Here is a 19420-nt window from a genome sequence, read left to right as displayed (position 1 = left end):
ATGATTTAAAGAAAAAATAACATATTTAATTCACTAATATCCTATAAATCATCCATCGACCATTTCTAATATAAAATAATACCAATAAGACTTAGTTCCCTGTTTTAGTTATGTTCAGTATTATTTGGAGGATTATTTTTGAGAATATTATCCGGGAACAATAATTTTCTGTTTTGAAAACAAACATTGACAGGAAACAATAAAGCAACTTTTGGACATGATAACTTTGAATGGCAAAATATGGGAAGTATACATTTAGAACCAAGCGAATACAAGTTAAGTATAACAGCCAATCAAGTTGACCTGTGGTTAAAAATACGAGAATTTAAAATGAAACGTCAATAATTACCAATAATATATTTATAAAGCACCTATGCGGTTTTTTCGTTATACTCAGAACTAAGCTATACTTATTTTATTTTTATATACAAAATCCAATCAGATATATTTTTATCTGAAAATATAAGAACATAGATAATTTTTATGGGTTATTCACGTTTAATAAAATAAAGAAAGCTTTTCTTCTTCATATTATAAAGAATGGCTAATTTTGCAAAAACAGAAAACATAGAATAACTTATGTTTATGAAATAATTTAATAAAGAAAATGGCTACTACAATACCCAATCCTACCGACATGTGCATCATCGTTACTTATCGTTGTCCGATGCAATGCCAAATGTGTAATATATGGAAGAATCCAACTCAGAAAGAAAAAGAAATAACTTTAGCAGAGATTAAAAAACTTCCCTCTGTTAAGTTCATAAATATTACAGGTGGAGAACCTTTTGTGAGGGAGGATTTAGAAGAAATTATAGAAATATGTTTTCAGAAATCTCCACGAGTAGTCATTTCAACCTCTGGATGGTTTGAAGATCGTATCATCAAAATGACCAAACGATTTCCTAATATCGGAATACGTATAAGTATTGAGGGGCTTTCACTAAAAAATGATGAACTCCGTGGAAGAAACGGTGGTTTTGACAAAGGATTGCGAACCTTACTTCGATTAAAGGATATGGGAATTAAAGATATTGGATTTGGAATTACTGTTTCTAATCACAATTCAGCTGACATGTTATCACTTTATCAACTTTCCAAATCACTGGGGATGGAATTTGCAACAGCAGCATTCCACAATTCTTATTATTTCCATAAAGAAGATAACTATATAACCAATCAAGAAGAAGTTTGTAATGATTTTAAAACATTAATAGAATGGCAATTAAAAGAAAAACATCCAAAATCATGGTTTAGAGCATATTTCAACATGGGTTTAATTAATTACATACATGATAACCAGAGACTTCTTCCATGCGAAGCCGGATTAGTCAATTTCTTTGTTGACCCATATGGAGAAATTTATCCATGTAATGGATTAGAAGATAAATTCTGGAAAGAAAGTATGGGTAATATAAGACAATCAGGGTCTTTTTATGAAATCTGGCATAGTGAGCAAGCGGAAAAAATCCGCCAAAAAGTCAGAAATTGCCCTAAACATTGCTGGATGGTGGGTACAGTTTCTCCGGTTATGAAAAAATATATTAGTCAACCACTAAAATGGGTGGTTCGCAATAAATGGAATATATTAACAGGAAAACCCATCCAAATAGAATTGAACGACAAAAAATGAAAATCATAGTTACAGGAACACGAGGGATTCCAGGTATTCAGGGGGGGGTAGAAACACATTGTGAAGAGCTATTTCCACGTATAGCTGACGAAAAGCATGAAGTGATTGTTATTCGTCGGCCAGAATATAAATCTGTTGAATATGGAGTTAGTAAATACAAAGGAGTAACGATTAAAGATATTAAAACTCTTCCTGGAAAACATTTTGAAGCTATTACTCATACATTTATCGCTGTCTTATATGCCCGTAAAATCCATGCAGATATTGTTCATATACATGCAATAGGACCATCTCTCATGATACCTATTGTACGTATATTAGGAATGAAAGCTGTAATGACTCATCACGGTCCGGACTATGATCGACAAAAATGGGGAAAACTATCAAAAAGTGTCTTAAAAATAGGAGAGAAACTGGGTGTCAAATATGCCAATCATGTAATCGTAATCTCCCAACATATCCGTAACATAGTTCAACGAAAGTGCCCTACTCAAAAAAAGATTTCTCTCATTTATAATGGGGTAAACTTAACATGCTCACAAACAGATAATAACTATCTCAAAGAATTAGGAGTAGAAAAATATTCATATATTTTAGCAGTAGGTCGATTTGTCAAAGAAAAAGGGTTTGATTTACTATTAGAAGCATATAAAAAACTATATAATAAAAATATCAAACTTATTATTGCTGGTGATGCCGACCATGAAGATCAATATTCGTCAACATTAAAAGATATCGCACAAAAGCAGGGGGTAATATTAACCGGATTTATACAGAAAGACAAATTATCCCAATTATATAGTTTTGCCCGTTTATTCGTATTACCATCTTACCATGAAGGATTACCTATTTCATTACTTGAAGCAATGAACTGTTGTTGCGATGTTTTAGTAAGTGATATCCCTGCTAATAAGGAAGTGGGATTGAATGATTCTTGTTATTTCAAATGTGGGGATATTCAGGATTTGAAAAATTGTTTAGACATAAAACTACAATCTCCTTTAACTCCCCATAAATATAACATGACCTCATATAACTGGGATCACATAGCTCAACAAACTAAAGATATTTATGATTCTTTATCACAAAAAACAATATAACAGATATGAATACGTTATATCTACAAATGGAAACAGAAACTCTATTAAATAAGGCACCGTTAACACGGAGTAGTTGCAGAATGATAAAACGTACATTTGATATTATAACTGCTTTGATAGTCCTAATATTAATTTTCCCATGGGCTTATCTAATTATAGCATGTTGCATAAAAATATTTATGCCTGGTCCTATTTTCTTTAAACAAAAGAGAACAGGTAAGGATGGAGTTATTTTTACATGTTACAAATTCAGAACAATGGATGCTAAAAATCATTCTGACGAATTTATAGATCCACAACTAAATAAATATTCATTAGGCAATTTCCTTCGTTCTACCAGTTTAGATGAACTTCCTCAATTTTGGAATGTATTAATAGGAGACATGTCAATTATAGGACCAAGACCACACATGTTAGTACATGATGAGGAGTATATGAGTAAGATCGAAGAATACTCCTTACGGTATGCAGTAAAACCGGGTATTACGGGATGGGCTCAAGTAAACGGTCTACGTGGAGAAAGAGATATAAAAAGAGTAAAAATGCGTATCGACTATGATTTATGGTATATTCAACATTGGTCAGTAGCTTTAGACATGAAAATAATGTTTCGTACTATTGGAGTAATGATAAAAAAATGACAAATGCATATTTTGCCTAAACTATATATAATATTTCCTGTATTTTTTATACTCATAATTGAAGATATCCATACTCAAAATGTTAGTACATTTGCTGAGTATGGTACAACTATACATACGGGGAAACATACTCCAATGTGGCAAAATAGTAATCAACACGGGCTATCATCAATTAAAAACAATACATATATCAGGGGAGCTGCATTTTATAATAAAAACTTCCATTCATGGCAATTAAAAGCGGGAGCTGATTTCGCAGTGGCTGCAGGTTTTACTTCTACATTTATTATTCAACAGGCATATGCCGATATCCGATATAAATGGTTTGGTTTATGGGCTGGAAATAAAGAAATAGACTCTTCTTTATTAAATCAACAGCTAAGTAGTGGCGGATTGACATGGTCGGGAAATGCAAGGCCTATTCCACAAATAGCAATAGGAATATTTGATTATGTGCGTATTGCTCCCAAAGTTCAACTAAAAGCAGAACTATCATATGGTTGGTTTACTGATACGAAATACCAAGAAAAACATGTTGGAGATGAACATTCATATACACGAAAAATCAAATATCATCATAAGAGTTTCTTTTTACGTTTTGGAAAACCTGAAGGAAAATGGTTATTTGATATAGGTATGAGCTTGGATGCTCAATTCGGAGGATATAAAGTAAGAGGAAGAGATGAGGGAGATTTAGGCAACGGCTGGAAAGATTATTGGAATGTACTCATTCCGCAAAGCGGAGGCGATGATAGTCCTGGAGGGGAACAAGTATGGTATCAAGGAAATTATATGGGAAGCGAACATGTCAAACTAACCTACAAGCATAATAATTTTTTTCTTAGTGCTTATTTAGAAAATTATTATGATGATTTTTCCGGAATGGGAAAACAAAATGGATTAGATGGGCTTTGGGGTATAGAATTTAAGATAAATCGACCTTTAGTAATAAATAATATAGTAATAGAGTATTATCAGACTACAAATCAGAGTGGACCTTTACACGGACTAGATGATTCAATTGTAGAAAAAACAGGAGGTGCTGATGATTATTATAATAACGATTGGTATCCAGGATGGGTGCATTGGGGAATGGGAATGGGTAATCCATTAGTTGCTTCACCTATTTATAATAACAATGGAAACCTTGCTTTTCAATATAACCGTATCAAAGCTATTCATCTCGGTTGGAGTGGTGATATTAGTAATGAATGGACTTATCGTGCCAAACTATCATTTAATCGTACATGGGGAACTCCTTTTAAGCCAATCCCCGAAATCTTAGAAAATTTTTCTACTTTTGCAGAGTTTAAATATATCCCAAATAAATGGAAAGGTTGGAGCTTTACCGCTTCAGCAGCATTTGATATTGGAGACATTTATGGCGATAATTTAGGCTTGCAACTTAAGGTTCATAAAAAATTCTGAAAATGAATTATATACAAACAGAAATTGATGGTGTATGGCTGATAGAGCCGAAAGTATTTTCTGATAGTAGAGGATACTTTATGGAGTCTTTTAAAAAAGAAGAATTCGAAAAACATATCGGAAAAGTAGACTTTATACAAGATAATGAATCCAAATCGTCATTCGGTGTATTACGAGGATTACATTATCAGACAGGTGAATATAGCCAAGCAAAATTGGTACGCGTCATTAAAGGTGAAGTATTAGATGTTGCAGTAGATTTACGTCAATCATCATCTACATTTGGAAAATACGTAAGCGTATTGTTAACTGAAGACAACAAACGCCAATTTTTCATTCCACGTGGTTTTGCCCATGGATTTTTGGTATTAAGCGAAGAAGTAATCTTCACATATAAAGTTGATAATATATATAACCCACAAGCAGAAAGATCCATTTTATATTGCGATAATGCATTAGGCATTGATTGGCCAATAGCCGATTTTCAAATTATTATGTCTGAAAAAGACAGGCAGGCTAAGATTTTTCAAGAAGCTGAATATTTTGTATAACTCCTCCAAAAACATAAAAAAATGAAAATAGCAATTGTAGGAACTGGATATGTCGGACTAGTTACAGGGACTTGTTTTGCAGAAATAGGTGTGGATGTAACATGTGTTGATACCAATATAAAAAAAATAAAAGCTCTTGAAGAGGGAGTGATTCCTATTTATGAGCCTGGATTGGAAGAGATGGTACTCCGCAATACAAAATCAGGACGCCTGAAATTTACAACTTCTTTAGAAAGTTGTCTTAATGATGTGGAAGTTATCTTTAGCGCAGTTGGTACTCCTCCTGATGAAGATGGAAGTGCCGATCTTAGTTATGTACTTGCCGTAGCACGTACTATCGGACAAAACATGAACAAATACAAATTAGTGGTCACCAAAAGTACCGTACCCGTTGGAACAGCACAAAAAGTACGTAATGTTATCCAGAAAGAATTAGACCAAAGAGGAGTAACAATAGAATTTGATGTTGCTTCCAATCCGGAATTCTTAAAAGAGGGAAATGCCATTAGTGATTTTATGAGTCCGGATCGTGTAGTAGTAGGAGTGGAGTCTGAACGTGCTAAAAAAATTATGTCTAAACTATACAAACCATTCTTGCTAAATAATTTCCGTGTCATTTTTATGGATATCCCTTCGGCAGAAATGACTAAATATGCAGCTAATTCAATGTTAGCTACCCGTATCAGCTTTATGAATGACATAGCCAATCTATGTGAACTTGTCGGAGCAGATGTAAATATGGTACGCAGTGGTATTGGCTCAGATACTCGAATCGGACGTAAGTTCCTTTATCCGGGAATAGGATATGGAGGCTCTTGTTTTCCAAAAGATGTCAAGGCTTTGATAAAGACAGCAGAGCAAAACGGATATGACATGCGCGTATTACGTGCTGTAGAAGAGGTCAATGAAATACAAAAAAGTGCTTTATTTGAAAAGCTTTTGAAATTATTCAATAATAAGTTAAAGGATAAAACGATAGCAATTTGGGGACTCGCTTTCAAACCCGAAACTGATGATATGCGTGAAGCACCCGCATTGGTCCTCATAGACAAGTTAAGACAGGCCGGTTGTAAAATTCGGGTATATGATCCGGCAGCTATGGAAGAATGTAAAAGAAGAATCGGAGACAGTGTATATTATGCACACGACATGTATGATGCCGTACTTGATACCGATGTTTTGATGTTAGTCACCGAATGGAAAGAATTTCGTTTACCATCATGGCCAGTTATTAAAAAAACAATGACGCAACCTATTGTTTTGGATGGTCGTAACATTTATGATAAAAAAGAAATGGAAGAACAAGGATTCATATACCGTTGTATTGGGAAATGAAAAGATAATTGCTTAATTTTGCACAAAATTAAATAGATGATTAAGTTTATAACGACATCGTTATTGACGATTTTGTTGATAGCGTGCAATAATACTAAAAAGCAAAACTCTTTAGAGCAATCAGAAAATGTCAAAGCCAAAGAATTGATGCAGGGAATCTGGATCGATGATGAGAGTGACATTCCTTTACTGTTTATCAAAGGTGATACAATTTATTATGCAAATTCGCAAAGTACTCCTGTATACTTCAAAATAATAAAAGATACCCTATATACTTTTGGCAATGAATTGGCACGTTATCAAATTGATAAACAAACGGAATACAGTTTTTCATTTCATTCTCTGGCAGATAACATCGTAAAACTTCATAAATCGGAAGATCCGAACGATTCATTGGCATTTTCTGGAAAGCCAGTGGAGATCATTCCGACTTATACAGAAGTCACCCAAAAAGATAGCGTAGTTTTTTATAACGGAATCCGTTATAGAGCATATGTATACATCAACCCTTCTAAAATAAAGGTAATAAAAACAACCTACTCTGAAGAGGGCATCAGTATGGATAATATCTATTATGACAACATCATGCACATATGCATATATGAAGGTAGAAAATGTTTATTCTCAAGTGATATAACCAAACAAATGCTTGAAAATGTAATTTCCACCGACTTCCTACAACAATCCATCTTATCCGAGATGAATTTCAAAAATGTCGATCGTAAAGGTTTTCATTATCAAGCTACAGTTTGTATACCGGAAAGTTCCGTATGCAACATCGCAGACCTATCGGTTTCTTTTGACGGAAAATTAACAATTTATACAGCTAAATAAAAAAGGGCTATTTTCTACTTTTTGATCGATCTCCACCTGATCTCTTTCCTCCTCCTTTACGAAAATTTCGTGACCGATTGCCATTCCCTGTCCCAGTATTACGCGGCTTATACGCCGGTGCTTCGCCCAATTCCGATGGTACTGGGATCTTATATATATCTTTTTCCAGGAAATTTTCAATATGCTTAAAATTAGTCTGCTCCTTTTCGTTTACAAATGTAATTGCTACACCGTCATTATTGGCACGGGCGGTACGTCCGATACGATGCACATAGTCTTCACTATCATGAGGAACATCAAAGTTTATCACCAGACGAATATCATCAATATCAATCCCTCTGGACACAATATCAGTTGCTACCAAAATATTGATTCTACCCGACCTAAATTCATGCATGATAAACTCTCTTTGGGCCTGTTCAAGATCCGAATGCATCTCCCCAACATTTAACTTCATCATTTTAAGAGCTTTTGCAACCTCTTTCACTTTAATTTTAGAAGATGCGAAAATGATTACACGTTCTGGAACCTCCTCTGCAAAAAGACTACGAACAATACCCAATTTTTGATTTTCATAACATACATATGCTGCCTGAACAATCTTTTCTGCCGGCTTGGATACAGCTAGCTTCACTTCTACCGGATTATTCAAAATCGTTTTCGCAAGCTGTTGGATTTTGGCAGGCATAGTCGCCGAAAACATAATAGTCTGTCGCTCTTTAGGCAGATACTTCACAATTTGCATAATATCTTCATAGAATCCCATGTCAAGCATGCGATCAGCTTCATCCAAAATAAAATAAGATACTTTAGACAAATCCACATATCCCAAACTGAGATGAGCTATCAATCGTCCCGGAGTTGCAATTACAACATCAGCTCCAAGGCTAAGTCCTTTTTTCTGCTGTTCAAATAGCACTCCATCATTTCCTCCATACACAGCCACACTGGATACCGGCATAAAATAAGAAAAACCCTCCATCTGCTGATCAATCTGCTGCGCTAATTCCCGGGTAGGGGACATAACAATACAATTGATGGCATCTTCCGGATGTCCACCCTCAGAAAGTTTGTTCAATACCGGGAGTAAAAAAGCAGCCGTCTTACCGGTACCTGTTTGAGCAACTGCAATCAAGTCCTTACCATCAAGGATAACAGGTATCGTTTGCTCTTGCACTGGTGTACACTCATCAAATCTCATTGCATCAAGTGCTTCAAGTACGCGGTCATTTAGTTTTAATTCGGAAAACTTCATTTTATGCTAATTATACAAATTACTAATATCAAATTATTGAGAGATTCTACATATTCAAATACGAATCTTTAAAACCAAGGAAATAAAGCACCCCATCCAATCCGATCGTATTAATAGACTGCTCGGCATTGGCCACTACTTTAGGCTTTGCATGAAATGCAATACCCAACCCGGCGATACCTAACATCGGCAAATCATTAGCTCCATCACCAACGGCAATAGTCTGTGCTATATCTACTTTTTCAACCTGTGCTATTAAACGAAGAAGCTCAGCTTTCCGTTTTCCATCCACTACATCACCTAAATAACGACCGGTCAGTTTACCGTCTATGATTTCCAATTCATTGGCATATACATAGTCTATACCATATTTCTGCTGCAAATATTTTCCAAAATAAGTAAAACCACCACTAAGAATAGCAATTTTATAACCATATTTTTTCAAAACATACATCAGCCGGTCTACGCCTTCCGTTATAGGCAGATTCTCCGCAATTTCCTGCATCACCGATTCATCCAAGCCTTTGAGCAAAGCAACACGCTCACGAAAACTCTCGATAAAATCAATTTCACCACGCATAGCCCGTTCTGTTATCTTCTTCACTTGATCACCCACTCCGGCACGTATTGCCAATTCATCAATAACCTCGGTTTCAATCAGCGTAGAATCCATATCAAAACAGATCAACCTACGCATCCGTCGATACATATTGTCAAGTTGAAAAGAAAAATCCATCTCGAGTTCGCTGGCCAGTTTCATCAGTTGTTCCTGCATCACAATACGGTCTTTAGGCGTACCACGAACAGAGAACTCGATACAAGCACGTGTACGCGACTCACATTCGTTTAAAGGAATACGACCTGTCAAACGCTTAATCGCATCAATATTCATTCCCTGTTCTGCAAGAATACGGGTAGTTGCAGCAATCTGTCGAGCAGAAAGCTTACGGCCTAATAAGGTAAGAATATAACGATTCTTTCCTTGCATTTTCACCCAACTTTCATATTCCTCTGTTGAAATAGGATAAAAACGAATAGTTACTCCTAAAGACGAAGCTTTGAAAAGTAACTCTTTCATAATGAATCCGGAATTTTGTTCTTCAGTCATACAAAGTATGCCTAACGAAAGAGTATTATGAATATCCGCTTGCCCGATGTCCAAAATTGTAGCATCATATTTTGCCAATATTTCCGTCACAGAAGCCGTCAGCCCAGGACGATCTTCACCGGTAATACGGATAAGAATGAGTTCAGTATTTGACAGTTGCATAAAAAGTTCATTTAATCCTGCAAAAATAGGGAAAAAAGCCGGTTTCTATGCTAAAGAACATAAAAAAATACACCTGAAAAGTAAGAAATCTGCTTGTTTATTTGGAAGTTAATTTAATAAATACTTACCTTTGCGCCCGGTTTCTAAATCAAAGGCATTGACAATCAACGGATTCCTCTCCATTGAAGCCTGGATAAAGATAATGTTTCGGGAAGAAACCACTGTTTAAGGACAGTCCCGAATAGTATTAACCAAAACCGAATTACATGAGACATGTAAAATGGATTTTTGTTGTATTACTAATTTGTTCCTTGACCGCTTTCGTTGAAAAAGATAAACCAACAGGAGGCTTAAGCGTGGGAGATGTAGCCCCGGATTTTCGAATCGAATCTACATCAGGGGAGCAATACCCTCTTAAACTGGCCGATTTCAAAGGCCGTTATGTATTGCTTAGTTTTTGGGCAAGTTACGATGCACAGTCACGGATGCAAAACGTTAGTTTAAATAACGCACTCCGGTCTGATGCCCCAAATGTGAAAATGGTTTCTATATCATTTGATGAATACCGATCGGTATTCGAGGAAACTATTCGTAAGGACCAAATAGTTACGCCCACCTGTTTCGTGGAAACTAAAGGCGAAGATTCCGGCTTATTTAAAAAATACCGTTTGAACCGGGGTTTCACTAACTATTTATTGGATGGAAATGGTGTTATCATAGCCAAAAACATCTCTGCTGCAGAACTTTCTGCCCGCGTAAAAGAATTAGGATAAAATCTACATTATTAAAACGCAGGGAGGAAGGGGAATTTTCCGGATATATCAAAAGGGCCGGAAACAGACAAAAGAGGAAATGAATACAACAAAAAGAGTCCCGCTAACTTTTAATAGTAAGCGGGACTTTTTCTTTACCTCACCCGGTAAGAGTTTTCTGATTCTATTTGGGTGCTTTCTTATACAAATAGAATGCGATAAACGCATATAGTATATTGGGTATCCAGACAGCAACGACAGGAGGCACATTGCCATTCACCGCAAATGTAGAAGTAATAGTCTGGAAAAGAATATATGAAAAACTCAATGCCAATCCAATTCCCAGATGAAGTCCCATTCCTCCTTTCGTTTTCTTTGACGAAAGCGATAGTCCAATCACGGTAAGAATAAATGAAGCGAAAGACATCGCAATACGTTTATGATACTCAATCTCAAACTCTTTGATATTAGCAAACCCACGCCGACGCTGCTTATCAATATATTCGCTCAATTGAGGGCTGGTAAGCATTTCCTGCTGATTCTTCATAATAAGAAAGTCCGTCGGATCCATATTGATGATAGTATCGAGCCTGTCTCCCTTGATAATATTCTCCTTTAATCCATCCAACTCACGTATCATGTAGTCATGAATCGTCCATTTATTCACAGTAGTCGTATCATAAACAATCCGACGAGCCGTTAGGTGAGATACCAACTTTTTATCAACAAACTTGTCAAGAGAGAATCGATTACCGGTTTTATTATAATCTTGATACCGATCGATATAAGCAATTACACCACTATCCACTTCAAGTTGTACATTCGTTGCGCTCCCTTTCTTCTTAGATTTAACATATCTATCCTCAAAATTCAAACGAGTCACACTACCTTTCGGAATAACGTAGGACCCTAACATAAAAGTGGCAACAGCAATAACCGCTGCAGAAATCATATAAGGGCGCATCAAACGTTTAAAGCTCATTCCCGTAGAGAACATAGCAATAATTTCCGAGTTCTCCGCTAATTTTGATGTAAAGAAAATGACAGCAATAAACACAAACAACGGACTGAACAAATTCGCAAAATAGGGAATAAAGTTCATGTAATAATCAAAAACGATCGCTGACCACGGAGCTTCACGTTCCATAAACTTATCCATCTTCTCATTGAAATCGAACACCACAGCGATGGAGATGATCAATGCAATGGCAAACACGTACGTCCCCAAGAATTTCTTGATGATATACCAGTCCAGCAGTTTGATAAATCGATTGCTTTTCATTTAATTTATAATCTTGTTGACACTCTTTTTACCATCATTGGCTTCCAAGTAGAAAAATCTCCTGCAATAATGTGTTTGCGCGCTTCACCTACCAGCCAAAGATAAAAAGCCAGATTATGAATAGAAGCAATCTGCATAGCCAGCAACTCTTGTGCATGAAACAGATGGCGTAAATATGCCTTACTATACAAGGTATCCACACAAGAAGCACCATCGGCTTCAATAGGGGAGAAGTCCGTCTCCCATTTTTTATTACGCATATTCATAATGCCGTCTTTCGTGAACAACATTCCGTTACGTCCGTTACGTGTAGGCATCACACAATCGAACATATCGACTCCTCGCTCAATACCTTCGAGAATATTAACCGGTGTACCGACTCCCATTAAATAACGTGGCTTGTCTTTCGGCAGAATATCATTCACTACCTCAATCATTTCATACATCTTATCTACCGGTTCACCCACAGCCAAACCGCCAATTGCATTTCCGTCCGCATTCTTGGAAGCAACAAACTCCGCTGATTGTTTTCTCAGATCAGTATATACACATCCCTGCACAATTGGAAAAAGAGATTGGTTATAACCATATTTGGGCTCTGTTTCATTGAATCGCCGAATACATCTATCAAGCCAGCGATGTGTCAGTCCTAATGACTTTTTGGCATATGCATAATCAGAGTCTCCCGGAGGACATTCATCAAATGCCATCATAATATCCGCACCAATCGTACGCTCAATATCCATCACCTTTTCAGGAGTGAAAATATGTTTACTACCATCGATGTGCGAACGGAATTCGGCACCTTCTTCACGCAATTTGCGAATACCGGCTAATGAGAAAACCTGAAATCCACCGCTATCGGTCAGCATCGGACGATCAAACCCATTGAATTTATGCAATCCACCGGCTCTTTCAATGACATCCAATCCCGGGCGCAAATAGAGATGATAAGTATTACCTAATATGATCTGTGCCTGAATATCCTCTTTCAACTCCGTCAAATGTACTCCTTTCACTGTACCAAGAGTACCCACAGGCATAAATATAGGAGTTTGTATCTGCCCGTGGTCCGTTGTAATCAAACCTGCACGGGCATTACTTTTTGCGTCTGTATATTGTAATTCAAATGTCATTCCTGGCTGGCTTTCTTTACAGAAAAATCAATAGCATCAGTTACTTTCTCATCAGTCAATGCGATAGTAAATACTTCTTTCACATCAGTAACATAGTGGAAAGTCAAGCCTTTCAAATAAATATCCTGAATTTCATCTATGTTTTTCTTATTTTCAGCACTCATAATAATCTCCTTAATTCCTGCACGCTTGGCAGCAAGGATTTTTTCTTTAATTCCACCTACAGGAAGCACTTTCCCACGAAGAGTTATCTCTCCGGTCATTGCCAGATTAGCCTTCACCTTACGTTGCGTCAAAGCCGAAGCCAACGAGGTAGCCATTGTTATACCCGCCGAAGGGCCATCTTTCGGAATAGCACCTTCCGGAACATGAATATGTATGTTCCAATTGTCGAATATTTCTTCATCCAAGTTCAACAATGAAGCATGCGCTTTAATATACTCCAGTGCCAACATTGCAGATTCTTTCATCACATCACCCAGATTACCCGTCAACGTCAAACGACCACCTTTACCACGGCTTAAACTGGTCTCGACAAACAGAATTTCGCCCCCAACAGCAGTCCATGCCAAACCTGTCACAACACCTGCATAATCATTTCCCTGGTATTTATCACGTGTATATTCAGGCGCTCCAAGAAAATCATATAAATCGGCCGGTTTAATTTCCGTTTTTGCAAAATAACCATCAGTAGCATACTGGCGTGCTGATTTACGCAAGATCTTACCTATCTTCTTCTCCAGCTCACGCACACCGCTTTCGCGAGTATATGATTCAATAATGGCTTCCAAAGTATCCTTCGGAATCTTAATATCCGTCTTCTTCATTCCATTTGCTTCCAATTCTTTTGGAACCAAATGCTTACGGGCAATCTCAACTTTCTCCTCCGTGATATAGCCGCTAACTTCAATCAACTCCATACGATCCAACAACGGCCCGGGAATTGTATTCAGATTATTAGCCGTAGCAATAAACATCACTCTTGACAAATCATAATCCACATCCAAAAAATTATCATGAAATGCAGTATTTTGTTCCGGATCAAGCACTTCCAATAAAGCAGATGACGGATCCCCCTGGCGGTCTGCACTGACTTTATCAATCTCATCCAAGATAAACACAGGATTCGAAGAACCGGCTTTTACCAGGCTTTTGATGATTCGTCCCGGCATAGCACCGATGTAGGTTTTACGATGTCCACGAATTTCGGCTTCATCGTGCACTCCACCCAAAGACATACGAATATATTTCCGCTTCAAAGCAGCAGCAATCGATTTTCCCAAAGAAGTTTTGCCGACTCCCGGAGGGCCATATAAACAGATAATAGGTGACTTCATATCGCCCTTCAACTTAAGGACAGCCAAATGCTCAAGAATACGTTCTTTTACTTTTTCCAAACCATAATGATCTTTATTCAAGGTCTTCTCGGCATTCTTCAGATTCAAATTATCTGTCGTATAAATCCCCCAAGGCAAACTAAGCATTGTCTGCAAATAATTCAACTGCACACTATAATCAGGAGATTGCGGATGAGAACGTTCCAGTTTAGCCAGTTCTTTCAAAAAAATCGCCTGTATTTCCTCACCCCATTTCATCCTATACGACTTATTTCGCATTTCTTCTATTTCCTGTTCCTGACCACTGCCACCCAATTCGTCTTGAATGGTCTTGATCTGTTGTTGCAAGAAATATTCACGCTGCTGTTGATCAATATCTTCACGGGCACGCATCTGAATAGATGCTTTAATTTCAGCCAACTGTACCTCCCTGTTCAATATTTCCAGCAAACGGTATGTACGTTCTCTTAGAGAATCGTAACGTAACAACTCTATTTTTTCATCCTTCTTCAAAGGTAGGTTCGTACAAATAAAATCTACCAAGAACATATGATTATTAATATTCTTAATAGCAAATGCAGAATCTTGATGTAAGGAATCCGAAGACTTTATATATCGTATAGTCAGATCTTTACAAGTTTCTACCAAAGCTTGAAATTCCTTATCTGTTTTATCCGGGATTTCTTCGTCTTTAATTTCGACCTGCCCTTTCAAATAAGGATAAACTTCTGTAATATTCTTCAATTCCAACCGTTTCAGTCCCTGCAAAATCACAGTGGTAGTCTGATCCGGCATTTCCAGAATACGCACAATTTTACCAATGGCACCAATGGTATGTAAATCTTCAAATTGCGGTTCGTCTATTTGGGCAGCTTTCTGACAGATTACTGCTATATTCATACCTTTCTTTTCAGCCTCACGTATCAATCTCAACGAGGATTTTCTACCTACAGAAACAGGCATAAATACTCCGGGAAACAGCACCATATTACGAAGGGGGAGGACCGGAAGAGTATCGCCTGATTTAGTTTTCACATCGAACATCTGTTCTTCATTCCCTTCAAAATCGGCAATCAGTGAAAAGGCATTATCATCTGAATCTTCCATAAAATATTTTTCTTTCATCATTTCTTTTAAATTAGTTTATGTCATTTATATGGGCATAAATTGTTTGCAAAGGTAAGCGATTATTCATTAATAATAAAGCCCATGTACGATAAAAACACAAAAACAATGCCAAATAATAACAGTTATCCAACGTTGTCTCATAAAAATTATTTATTTTTGGCAAATCTCACAATACATACTAAAATGGCGAATTCATATTTTCAATTCAAACAATTTACCATATGGCATGACAAATGTGCTATGAAAGTAGGAACAGATGGGGTACTTTTAGGAGCATGGCCTCATGTTGATGGTGCACAAAGAATACTTGATATCGGAACCGGCACCGGCTTAGTTGCCTTAATGCTTGCCCAACGCAGCAAAGCTTTTATCATTGCATTGGAAATAGATTGCTCCGCCGTCAGACAGGCCATAGAAAATGTGTCACATTCTCCATGGCAGGATAGGATAGAAGTAGTAGAAGCCGATTTCAAACATTATACTTCTACCGCACAGTTTGATGTCATTGTTTCCAACCCTCCCTATTTTACAGACTCTCTAAAATGCCCTAACCAACAACGAAATACTGCACGGCATGACAATGAGCTTACTTACAAAGAATTATTAGAAGGAGTATCGCGACTTCTTTCAGCAGATGGTGCATTCACTGTCATTGTTCCTGCCGATGTTTCAGATAAAGTAAAAGAAATAGCCCTCAATTATTCTTTATATCCCTATAAACAACTGAATATAATAACAAAACCAGGACTTTCCCCAAAACGCAGTCTGATAACCTTTAAATTTCAAGACCAAAAGTGTCAAATAGAAAACATGATAATTGAACTGGCCCGACACGAATATAGCCGGGAATATATTGACCTGACAAAAGAATACTATCTGAAAATGTAATAACAAAAAAACAGCTACATGAATCCATGTAACTGTTCTTTTTATATTGTCGGGGTAGCGGGATTCGAACCCACGACCCCCTGCTCCCAAAGCAGGTGCGCTAACCGGACTGCGCTACACCCCGAGAACTTTTCAGATCGAACTTCTTTTTACTGTCGGGGTAGCGGGATTCGAACCCACGACCCCCTGCTCCCAAAGCAGGTGCGCTAACCGGACTGCGCTACACCCCGAATAAAATAACGTGGTGTTCTATCGAAAAGCGGTGCAAAGATAGGGAGTATTTTTAAATTAACAATACTCAAACTTAATATTTTTACCATTTATTTTTCAACATATTGGCCTTCATCTACTTATCTAATCATTTTTTATTTAAAGAAAAAAATATTATCAACAATGAGAATGAACCAAAACACTCTACCGAATGTATTATTAATATAATAAATATAAAACAAGACTATGTTTATACAATTTTTAATCTTCTCGCTACTATTATTAGTGTGATAAGTCTGCTCATCGTAACCTACGGAGCCTTAATCGCATTTATTGCATTTACAATTAATGAATTGAAAAGATTCACCGGAAAATACACCTCAATCAATATCCGGAGACTACGGGCTACTTTCGGGACTTACCTACTCTTAGGTCTTGAATTTCTCATCGCTTCGGATATCTTGAAAACCGTATTGGAACCGACTCTCAACGAACTTGCCATTTTAGGAGGAATCGTTGTACTACGCACAGTATTATCTGTATTCCTAAATAAAGAAATTAAAGAATTAGAAGCAGAAAACGAAGGATCCGGTGAACCATAAAAGAACTCGTTCTGTTTACAGAAGTATTAACTTAAACCCAAAAGATATGGATACAAAGAAAAAAGTTTCCTCTAAAAAAGGAAGAGTGCAATTGAAGATTGAAAGTAAGAAACAAGAGGTATTGCCCGGACAACAAATAGCAGTATACAGTAAAGTCACCAAAAAAGAGGTTCAGGAAGTAGTTAAGGAACTAAATCCCGATCTAAACAGCCTCGGAAGCAGAGGATAATTACAGGAAAAGTAAAACAAAATGATCCCAACCAAGAAAAAAACAAACACATTTCTTGATTGGGATTAACATAATTCACTATTACTCCATCATAATAAAAAACTAAAAACATCAATAATATAAAGTTCATACGATAATCCGAAAGCAAAGTACCCAATGAAAAAAATCAAAAAATATGGTACGTATATTTAAAATATATGATTGAAGTTAGTTGTCATATTGACAAGTACAAGAAAAGTGTCTTTTGAAATCCGACCGACCAGGATAATTTTACAGAAGGTGACCCCTATTAGATAAAGCATTATATATCAAATGCATAAATGAATATTTTTCTAAGAAAACGAATAACTATTCCTCGCGGGAAAACATTAATATTAAGACTGTGTTAAAATGCATTCTTTACATGCAAGAATACGTATTCTTACACTTAAGAAATTAATAGTTTGTCCGGACAGAAAGCAATACTTGAAAAAGGCAATTAACAATGTTAAAAAAAAGAGAGGCATTCTGATATTGAACACCTCTCTTCTTCATATTTCTTAAATGATAGAATTTTTAGAGAATTTCCAGTTGCTTGAAGCATTTCACCAACTTATCTACCGCAGAATCTATCTGTTCTTTCGTATGCGTAGCCATCAACGCAACACGCACCAATGTATCTTGAGGTGCACATGCCGGCGGAATAACCGGATTAATAAACACACCTTCATCAAATGCCAACTTGGTAACCATGAAAGTCTTGTCTGTATCGCGTACATAAAGCGGTATGATAGGAGACTCCGTAGCACCAATCTCAAAACCGGCTTCACGGAAACGTTTCAATGCATAATTCGTAGCTTCCCACAACGCTTCAAGTCTTTCCGGTTCATTCTGGATAATATGCAGAGCTTCTAAAGCAGAAGCCGTAGCAGCCGGAGTATTGGAAGCACTGAAAATATAAGTACGTGCAGTATGGCGCAACCAGTTAATGATCGACTCGTCAGCCGCAATAAAACCGCCGATAGAAGCCAACGATTTACTGAAAGTACCCATAATCAGGTCGATTTCGTCTGTCAGACCGAAATGGTCGCAAACGCCGCGTCCCTGTTTTCCGAATACACCCAATCCATGAGCTTCGTCCACCATGATAGTAGCATTATATTTATGTTTCAAACGCACTATTTCGGGCAAATTAGCTAAATCACCTTCCATAGAGAATACACCATCCACGATAATCAGCTTTACAGAATCCGGATTACACTTTTGAAGCTGTTTCTCCAGATCGGCCATATCATTGTGTTTGTACTTCAAATTCTGAGAGAATGATAAACGACGTCCGTCTACGATAGAAGCGTGGTCGCGGTCATCACAAATAATATAATCATTACGATCAGTCAAACAAGCTATTACACCAGAATTCACTGTGAATCCGGTAGAAAAACAAAGGGCATCTTCTTTACCGACAAAAGCAGCCAATTCCTTCTCTAACTTCACATGCAAGTCGAGCGTACCATTCAGGAAGCGTGAACCGGCACAACCGGAACCGTATTTTTTCATAGCTTTAATACCAGCTTCAATAACTCTTTCGTCTCCGGTAAGGCCGGTATATGCGTTTGAGCCGAACATCAGAACTTTGTGTCCGCCCATATTCACCTCTGTACCTTGTTTCCCTTCTATCTCACGAAAATAGGGGTATACGCCCATTGCCATATACTGTTGTGGCAAGTCGTATTTAGCTAACTTCTCTTGTAATAATCCCATGAATTGTTATTTATTATTCGCTTATTGGTTACTGATAGACAACAGTCCAAATCCTTTTTATCCTTAATA

The 19420-nt window shown here is 37.0% G+C and carries 17 protein-coding genes and 2 tRNA genes; 11 read left to right on the top strand and 8 right to left on the bottom strand.

Going from position 1 to position 19420, the window contains the following annotated elements:
- Nucleotides 1-607: 607 nt before the first annotated feature.
- From QVP90_RS06530 to QVP90_RS06500, 7 genes are read left to right on the top strand one after another with little or no spacing between them, the layout of a single operon-like run.
- Nucleotides 608-1633, top strand: a complete 1026-nt coding sequence (locus QVP90_RS06530) for a radical SAM protein (protein WP_021935974.1) — start codon at nucleotides 608-610, stop codon at nucleotides 1631-1633.
- The gene (locus tag QVP90_RS06525) at nucleotides 1630-2733 is read left to right on the top strand and encodes a glycosyltransferase family 4 protein (RefSeq protein ID WP_021935973.1); all 1104 of its coding nucleotides are present in this window, start codon (nucleotides 1630-1632) and stop codon (nucleotides 2731-2733) included. Before QVP90_RS06530 ends, QVP90_RS06525 begins: the two co-directional genes overlap by 4 nt.
- 5 nt (nucleotides 2734-2738) lie before the next feature.
- Complete coding sequence (locus QVP90_RS06520) at nucleotides 2739-3374, top strand: sugar transferase (RefSeq protein ID WP_021935972.1); 636 nt, start codon at nucleotides 2739-2741, stop codon at nucleotides 3372-3374.
- A gap of 3 nt (nucleotides 3375-3377) precedes the next feature.
- Entirely contained in the window at nucleotides 3378-4802 is a 1425-nt protein-coding gene (locus tag QVP90_RS06515) for a capsule assembly Wzi family protein (protein WP_021935971.1), read from the top strand.
- 2 nt (nucleotides 4803-4804) lie between these two features.
- Nucleotides 4805-5353 carry a dTDP-4-dehydrorhamnose 3,5-epimerase gene (rfbC, locus tag QVP90_RS06510; RefSeq protein ID WP_005931802.1) on the top strand — a complete coding sequence of 183 codons (549 nt, stop codon included), beginning with the start codon at nucleotides 4805-4807 and terminating at the stop codon, nucleotides 5351-5353.
- 21 nt (nucleotides 5354-5374) lie between these two features.
- Nucleotides 5375-6688: a UDP-glucose dehydrogenase family protein gene (locus QVP90_RS06505; RefSeq protein ID WP_005931801.1), complete on the top strand. Its 1314-nt coding sequence runs from the start codon at nucleotides 5375-5377 to the stop codon at nucleotides 6686-6688.
- A gap of 36 nt (nucleotides 6689-6724) precedes the next feature.
- Nucleotides 6725-7522 carry a DUF4738 domain-containing protein gene (locus tag QVP90_RS06500; RefSeq protein ID WP_021935970.1) on the top strand — a complete coding sequence of 266 codons (798 nt, stop codon included), beginning with the start codon at nucleotides 6725-6727 and terminating at the stop codon, nucleotides 7520-7522.
- Nucleotides 7523-7529: 7 nt separating this feature from the next.
- Here QVP90_RS06500 and QVP90_RS06495 read toward each other — a convergent pair whose 3' ends face one another.
- Nucleotides 7530-8777: a DEAD/DEAH box helicase gene (locus QVP90_RS06495; protein WP_021935969.1), complete on the bottom strand. Its 1248-nt coding sequence runs from the start codon at nucleotides 8775-8777 to the stop codon at nucleotides 7530-7532.
- 46 nt (nucleotides 8778-8823) lie between these two features.
- Complete coding sequence (serB, locus tag QVP90_RS06490; RefSeq protein ID WP_005931792.1) at nucleotides 8824-10047, bottom strand: phosphoserine phosphatase SerB; 1224 nt, start codon at nucleotides 10045-10047, stop codon at nucleotides 8824-8826.
- A 266-nt stretch (nucleotides 10048-10313) separates the two neighbouring features.
- Here serB and QVP90_RS06485 point away from each other — a divergent pair, with 266 nt between their 5' ends.
- A complete protein-coding gene (locus QVP90_RS06485; protein WP_005931788.1) occupies nucleotides 10314-10820 on the top strand; it encodes a TlpA family protein disulfide reductase in 507 nt (168 codons plus the stop codon).
- A 163-nt stretch (nucleotides 10821-10983) separates the two neighbouring features.
- On the opposite strand, the gene QVP90_RS06480 is transcribed toward QVP90_RS06485, so the two are convergent.
- The 3 genes from QVP90_RS06480 to lon are packed head-to-tail and all read right to left on the bottom strand — an operon-like array spanning nucleotide 10984 to nucleotide 15679.
- Nucleotides 10984-12081: an LptF/LptG family permease gene (locus QVP90_RS06480; protein ID WP_005931785.1), complete on the bottom strand. Its 1098-nt coding sequence runs from the start codon at nucleotides 12079-12081 to the stop codon at nucleotides 10984-10986.
- A gap of 5 nt (nucleotides 12082-12086) precedes the next feature.
- Complete coding sequence (gene tgt, locus QVP90_RS06475; RefSeq protein WP_021935968.1) at nucleotides 12087-13217, bottom strand: tRNA guanosine(34) transglycosylase Tgt; 1131 nt, start codon at nucleotides 13215-13217, stop codon at nucleotides 12087-12089.
- Nucleotides 13214-15679, bottom strand: a complete 2466-nt coding sequence (gene lon, locus QVP90_RS06470; protein WP_264381145.1) for an endopeptidase La — start codon at nucleotides 15677-15679, stop codon at nucleotides 13214-13216. The genes tgt and lon overlap by 4 nt, the downstream gene beginning before the upstream one ends.
- Before the next feature lie 186 nt (nucleotides 15680-15865).
- Between lon and QVP90_RS06465 the strand changes: the two genes are divergently transcribed.
- Complete coding sequence (locus tag QVP90_RS06465) at nucleotides 15866-16570, top strand: tRNA1(Val) (adenine(37)-N6)-methyltransferase (protein ID WP_264381144.1); 705 nt, start codon at nucleotides 15866-15868, stop codon at nucleotides 16568-16570.
- A gap of 49 nt (nucleotides 16571-16619) precedes the next feature.
- Here QVP90_RS06465 and QVP90_RS06460 read toward each other — a convergent pair.
- Together QVP90_RS06460 and QVP90_RS06455 are read right to left on the bottom strand one after the other, a co-directional pair.
- Nucleotides 16620-16694, bottom strand: a tRNA-Pro gene (locus tag QVP90_RS06460).
- A 31-nt stretch (nucleotides 16695-16725) separates the two neighbouring features.
- Nucleotides 16726-16800 (bottom strand) — tRNA-Pro (locus QVP90_RS06455).
- A gap of 237 nt (nucleotides 16801-17037) precedes the next feature.
- On the opposite strand from QVP90_RS06455, the gene QVP90_RS06450 reads away from it, so the two are divergent.
- Together QVP90_RS06450 and QVP90_RS06445 are read left to right on the top strand one after the other, a co-directional pair.
- The gene (locus tag QVP90_RS06450; protein WP_406566624.1) at nucleotides 17038-17382 is read left to right on the top strand and encodes a DUF1622 domain-containing protein; all 345 of its coding nucleotides are present in this window, start codon (nucleotides 17038-17040) and stop codon (nucleotides 17380-17382) included.
- Nucleotides 17383-17428: 46 nt separating this feature from the next.
- Nucleotides 17429-17611 (top strand): hypothetical protein, encoded by a 183-nt coding sequence (locus tag QVP90_RS06445; protein WP_021935964.1) that lies wholly within the window; start codon nucleotides 17429-17431, stop codon nucleotides 17609-17611.
- A gap of 555 nt (nucleotides 17612-18166) precedes the next feature.
- On the opposite strand, the gene spt is transcribed toward QVP90_RS06445, so the two are convergent.
- Nucleotides 18167-19351: a serine palmitoyltransferase gene (spt, locus tag QVP90_RS06440; protein ID WP_005931766.1), complete on the bottom strand. Its 1185-nt coding sequence runs from the start codon at nucleotides 19349-19351 to the stop codon at nucleotides 18167-18169.
- Nucleotides 19352-19420: the final 69 nt, after the last annotated feature.

This window comes from Bacteroides sp. CAG:189 (assembly GCF_000432295.1).
Taxonomy (GTDB): Bacteria; Bacteroidota; Bacteroidia; order Bacteroidales; family Bacteroidaceae; genus Bacteroides; species Bacteroides salyersiae.
The sequence above is the reverse complement of the archived record's forward strand: the minus strand, read 5'-3'. Positions and strand labels throughout refer to the sequence as shown.

Bases quoted from the DNA above. Each gene is read 5' to 3' on its own strand.
- QVP90_RS06485 (WP_005931788.1), top strand. From the start codon at position 10,314: ATGAGACATGTAAAATGGATTTTTGTTGTATTACTAATTTGTTCCTTG.
- QVP90_RS06495 (WP_021935969.1), bottom strand. From the start codon at position 8,777: ATGAAGTTTTCCGAATTAAAACTAAATGACCGCGTACTTGAAGCACTT.
- QVP90_RS06520 (WP_021935972.1), top strand. From the start codon at position 2,739: ATGAATACGTTATATCTACAAATGGAAACAGAAACTCTATTAAATAAG.
- tgt (WP_021935968.1), bottom strand. From the start codon at position 13,217: ATGACATTTGAATTACAATATACAGACGCAAAAAGTAATGCCCGTGCA.
- QVP90_RS06505 (WP_005931801.1), top strand. From the start codon at position 5,375: ATGAAAATAGCAATTGTAGGAACTGGATATGTCGGACTAGTTACAGGG.
- spt (WP_005931766.1), bottom strand. From the start codon at position 19,351: ATGGGATTATTACAAGAGAAGTTAGCTAAATACGACTTGCCACAACAG.
- rfbC (WP_005931802.1), top strand. From the start codon at position 4,805: ATGAATTATATACAAACAGAAATTGATGGTGTATGGCTGATAGAGCCG.
- QVP90_RS06500 (WP_021935970.1), top strand. From the start codon at position 6,725: ATGATTAAGTTTATAACGACATCGTTATTGACGATTTTGTTGATAGCG.
- lon (WP_264381145.1), bottom strand. From the start codon at position 15,679: ATGAAAGAAAAATATTTTATGGAAGATTCAGATGATAATGCCTTTTCA.
- QVP90_RS06465 (WP_264381144.1), top strand. From the start codon at position 15,866: ATGGCGAATTCATATTTTCAATTCAAACAATTTACCATATGGCATGAC.
- QVP90_RS06480 (WP_005931785.1), bottom strand. From the start codon at position 12,081: ATGAAAAGCAATCGATTTATCAAACTGCTGGACTGGTATATCATCAAG.
- QVP90_RS06515 (WP_021935971.1), top strand. From the start codon at position 3,378: ATGCATATTTTGCCTAAACTATATATAATATTTCCTGTATTTTTTATA.
- QVP90_RS06445 (WP_021935964.1), top strand. From the start codon at position 17,429: ATGGATACAAAGAAAAAAGTTTCCTCTAAAAAAGGAAGAGTGCAATTG.
- serB (WP_005931792.1), bottom strand. From the start codon at position 10,047: ATGCAACTGTCAAATACTGAACTCATTCTTATCCGTATTACCGGTGAA.
- QVP90_RS06530 (WP_021935974.1), top strand. From the start codon at position 608: ATGGCTACTACAATACCCAATCCTACCGACATGTGCATCATCGTTACT.
- QVP90_RS06525 (WP_021935973.1), top strand. From the start codon at position 1,630: ATGAAAATCATAGTTACAGGAACACGAGGGATTCCAGGTATTCAGGGG.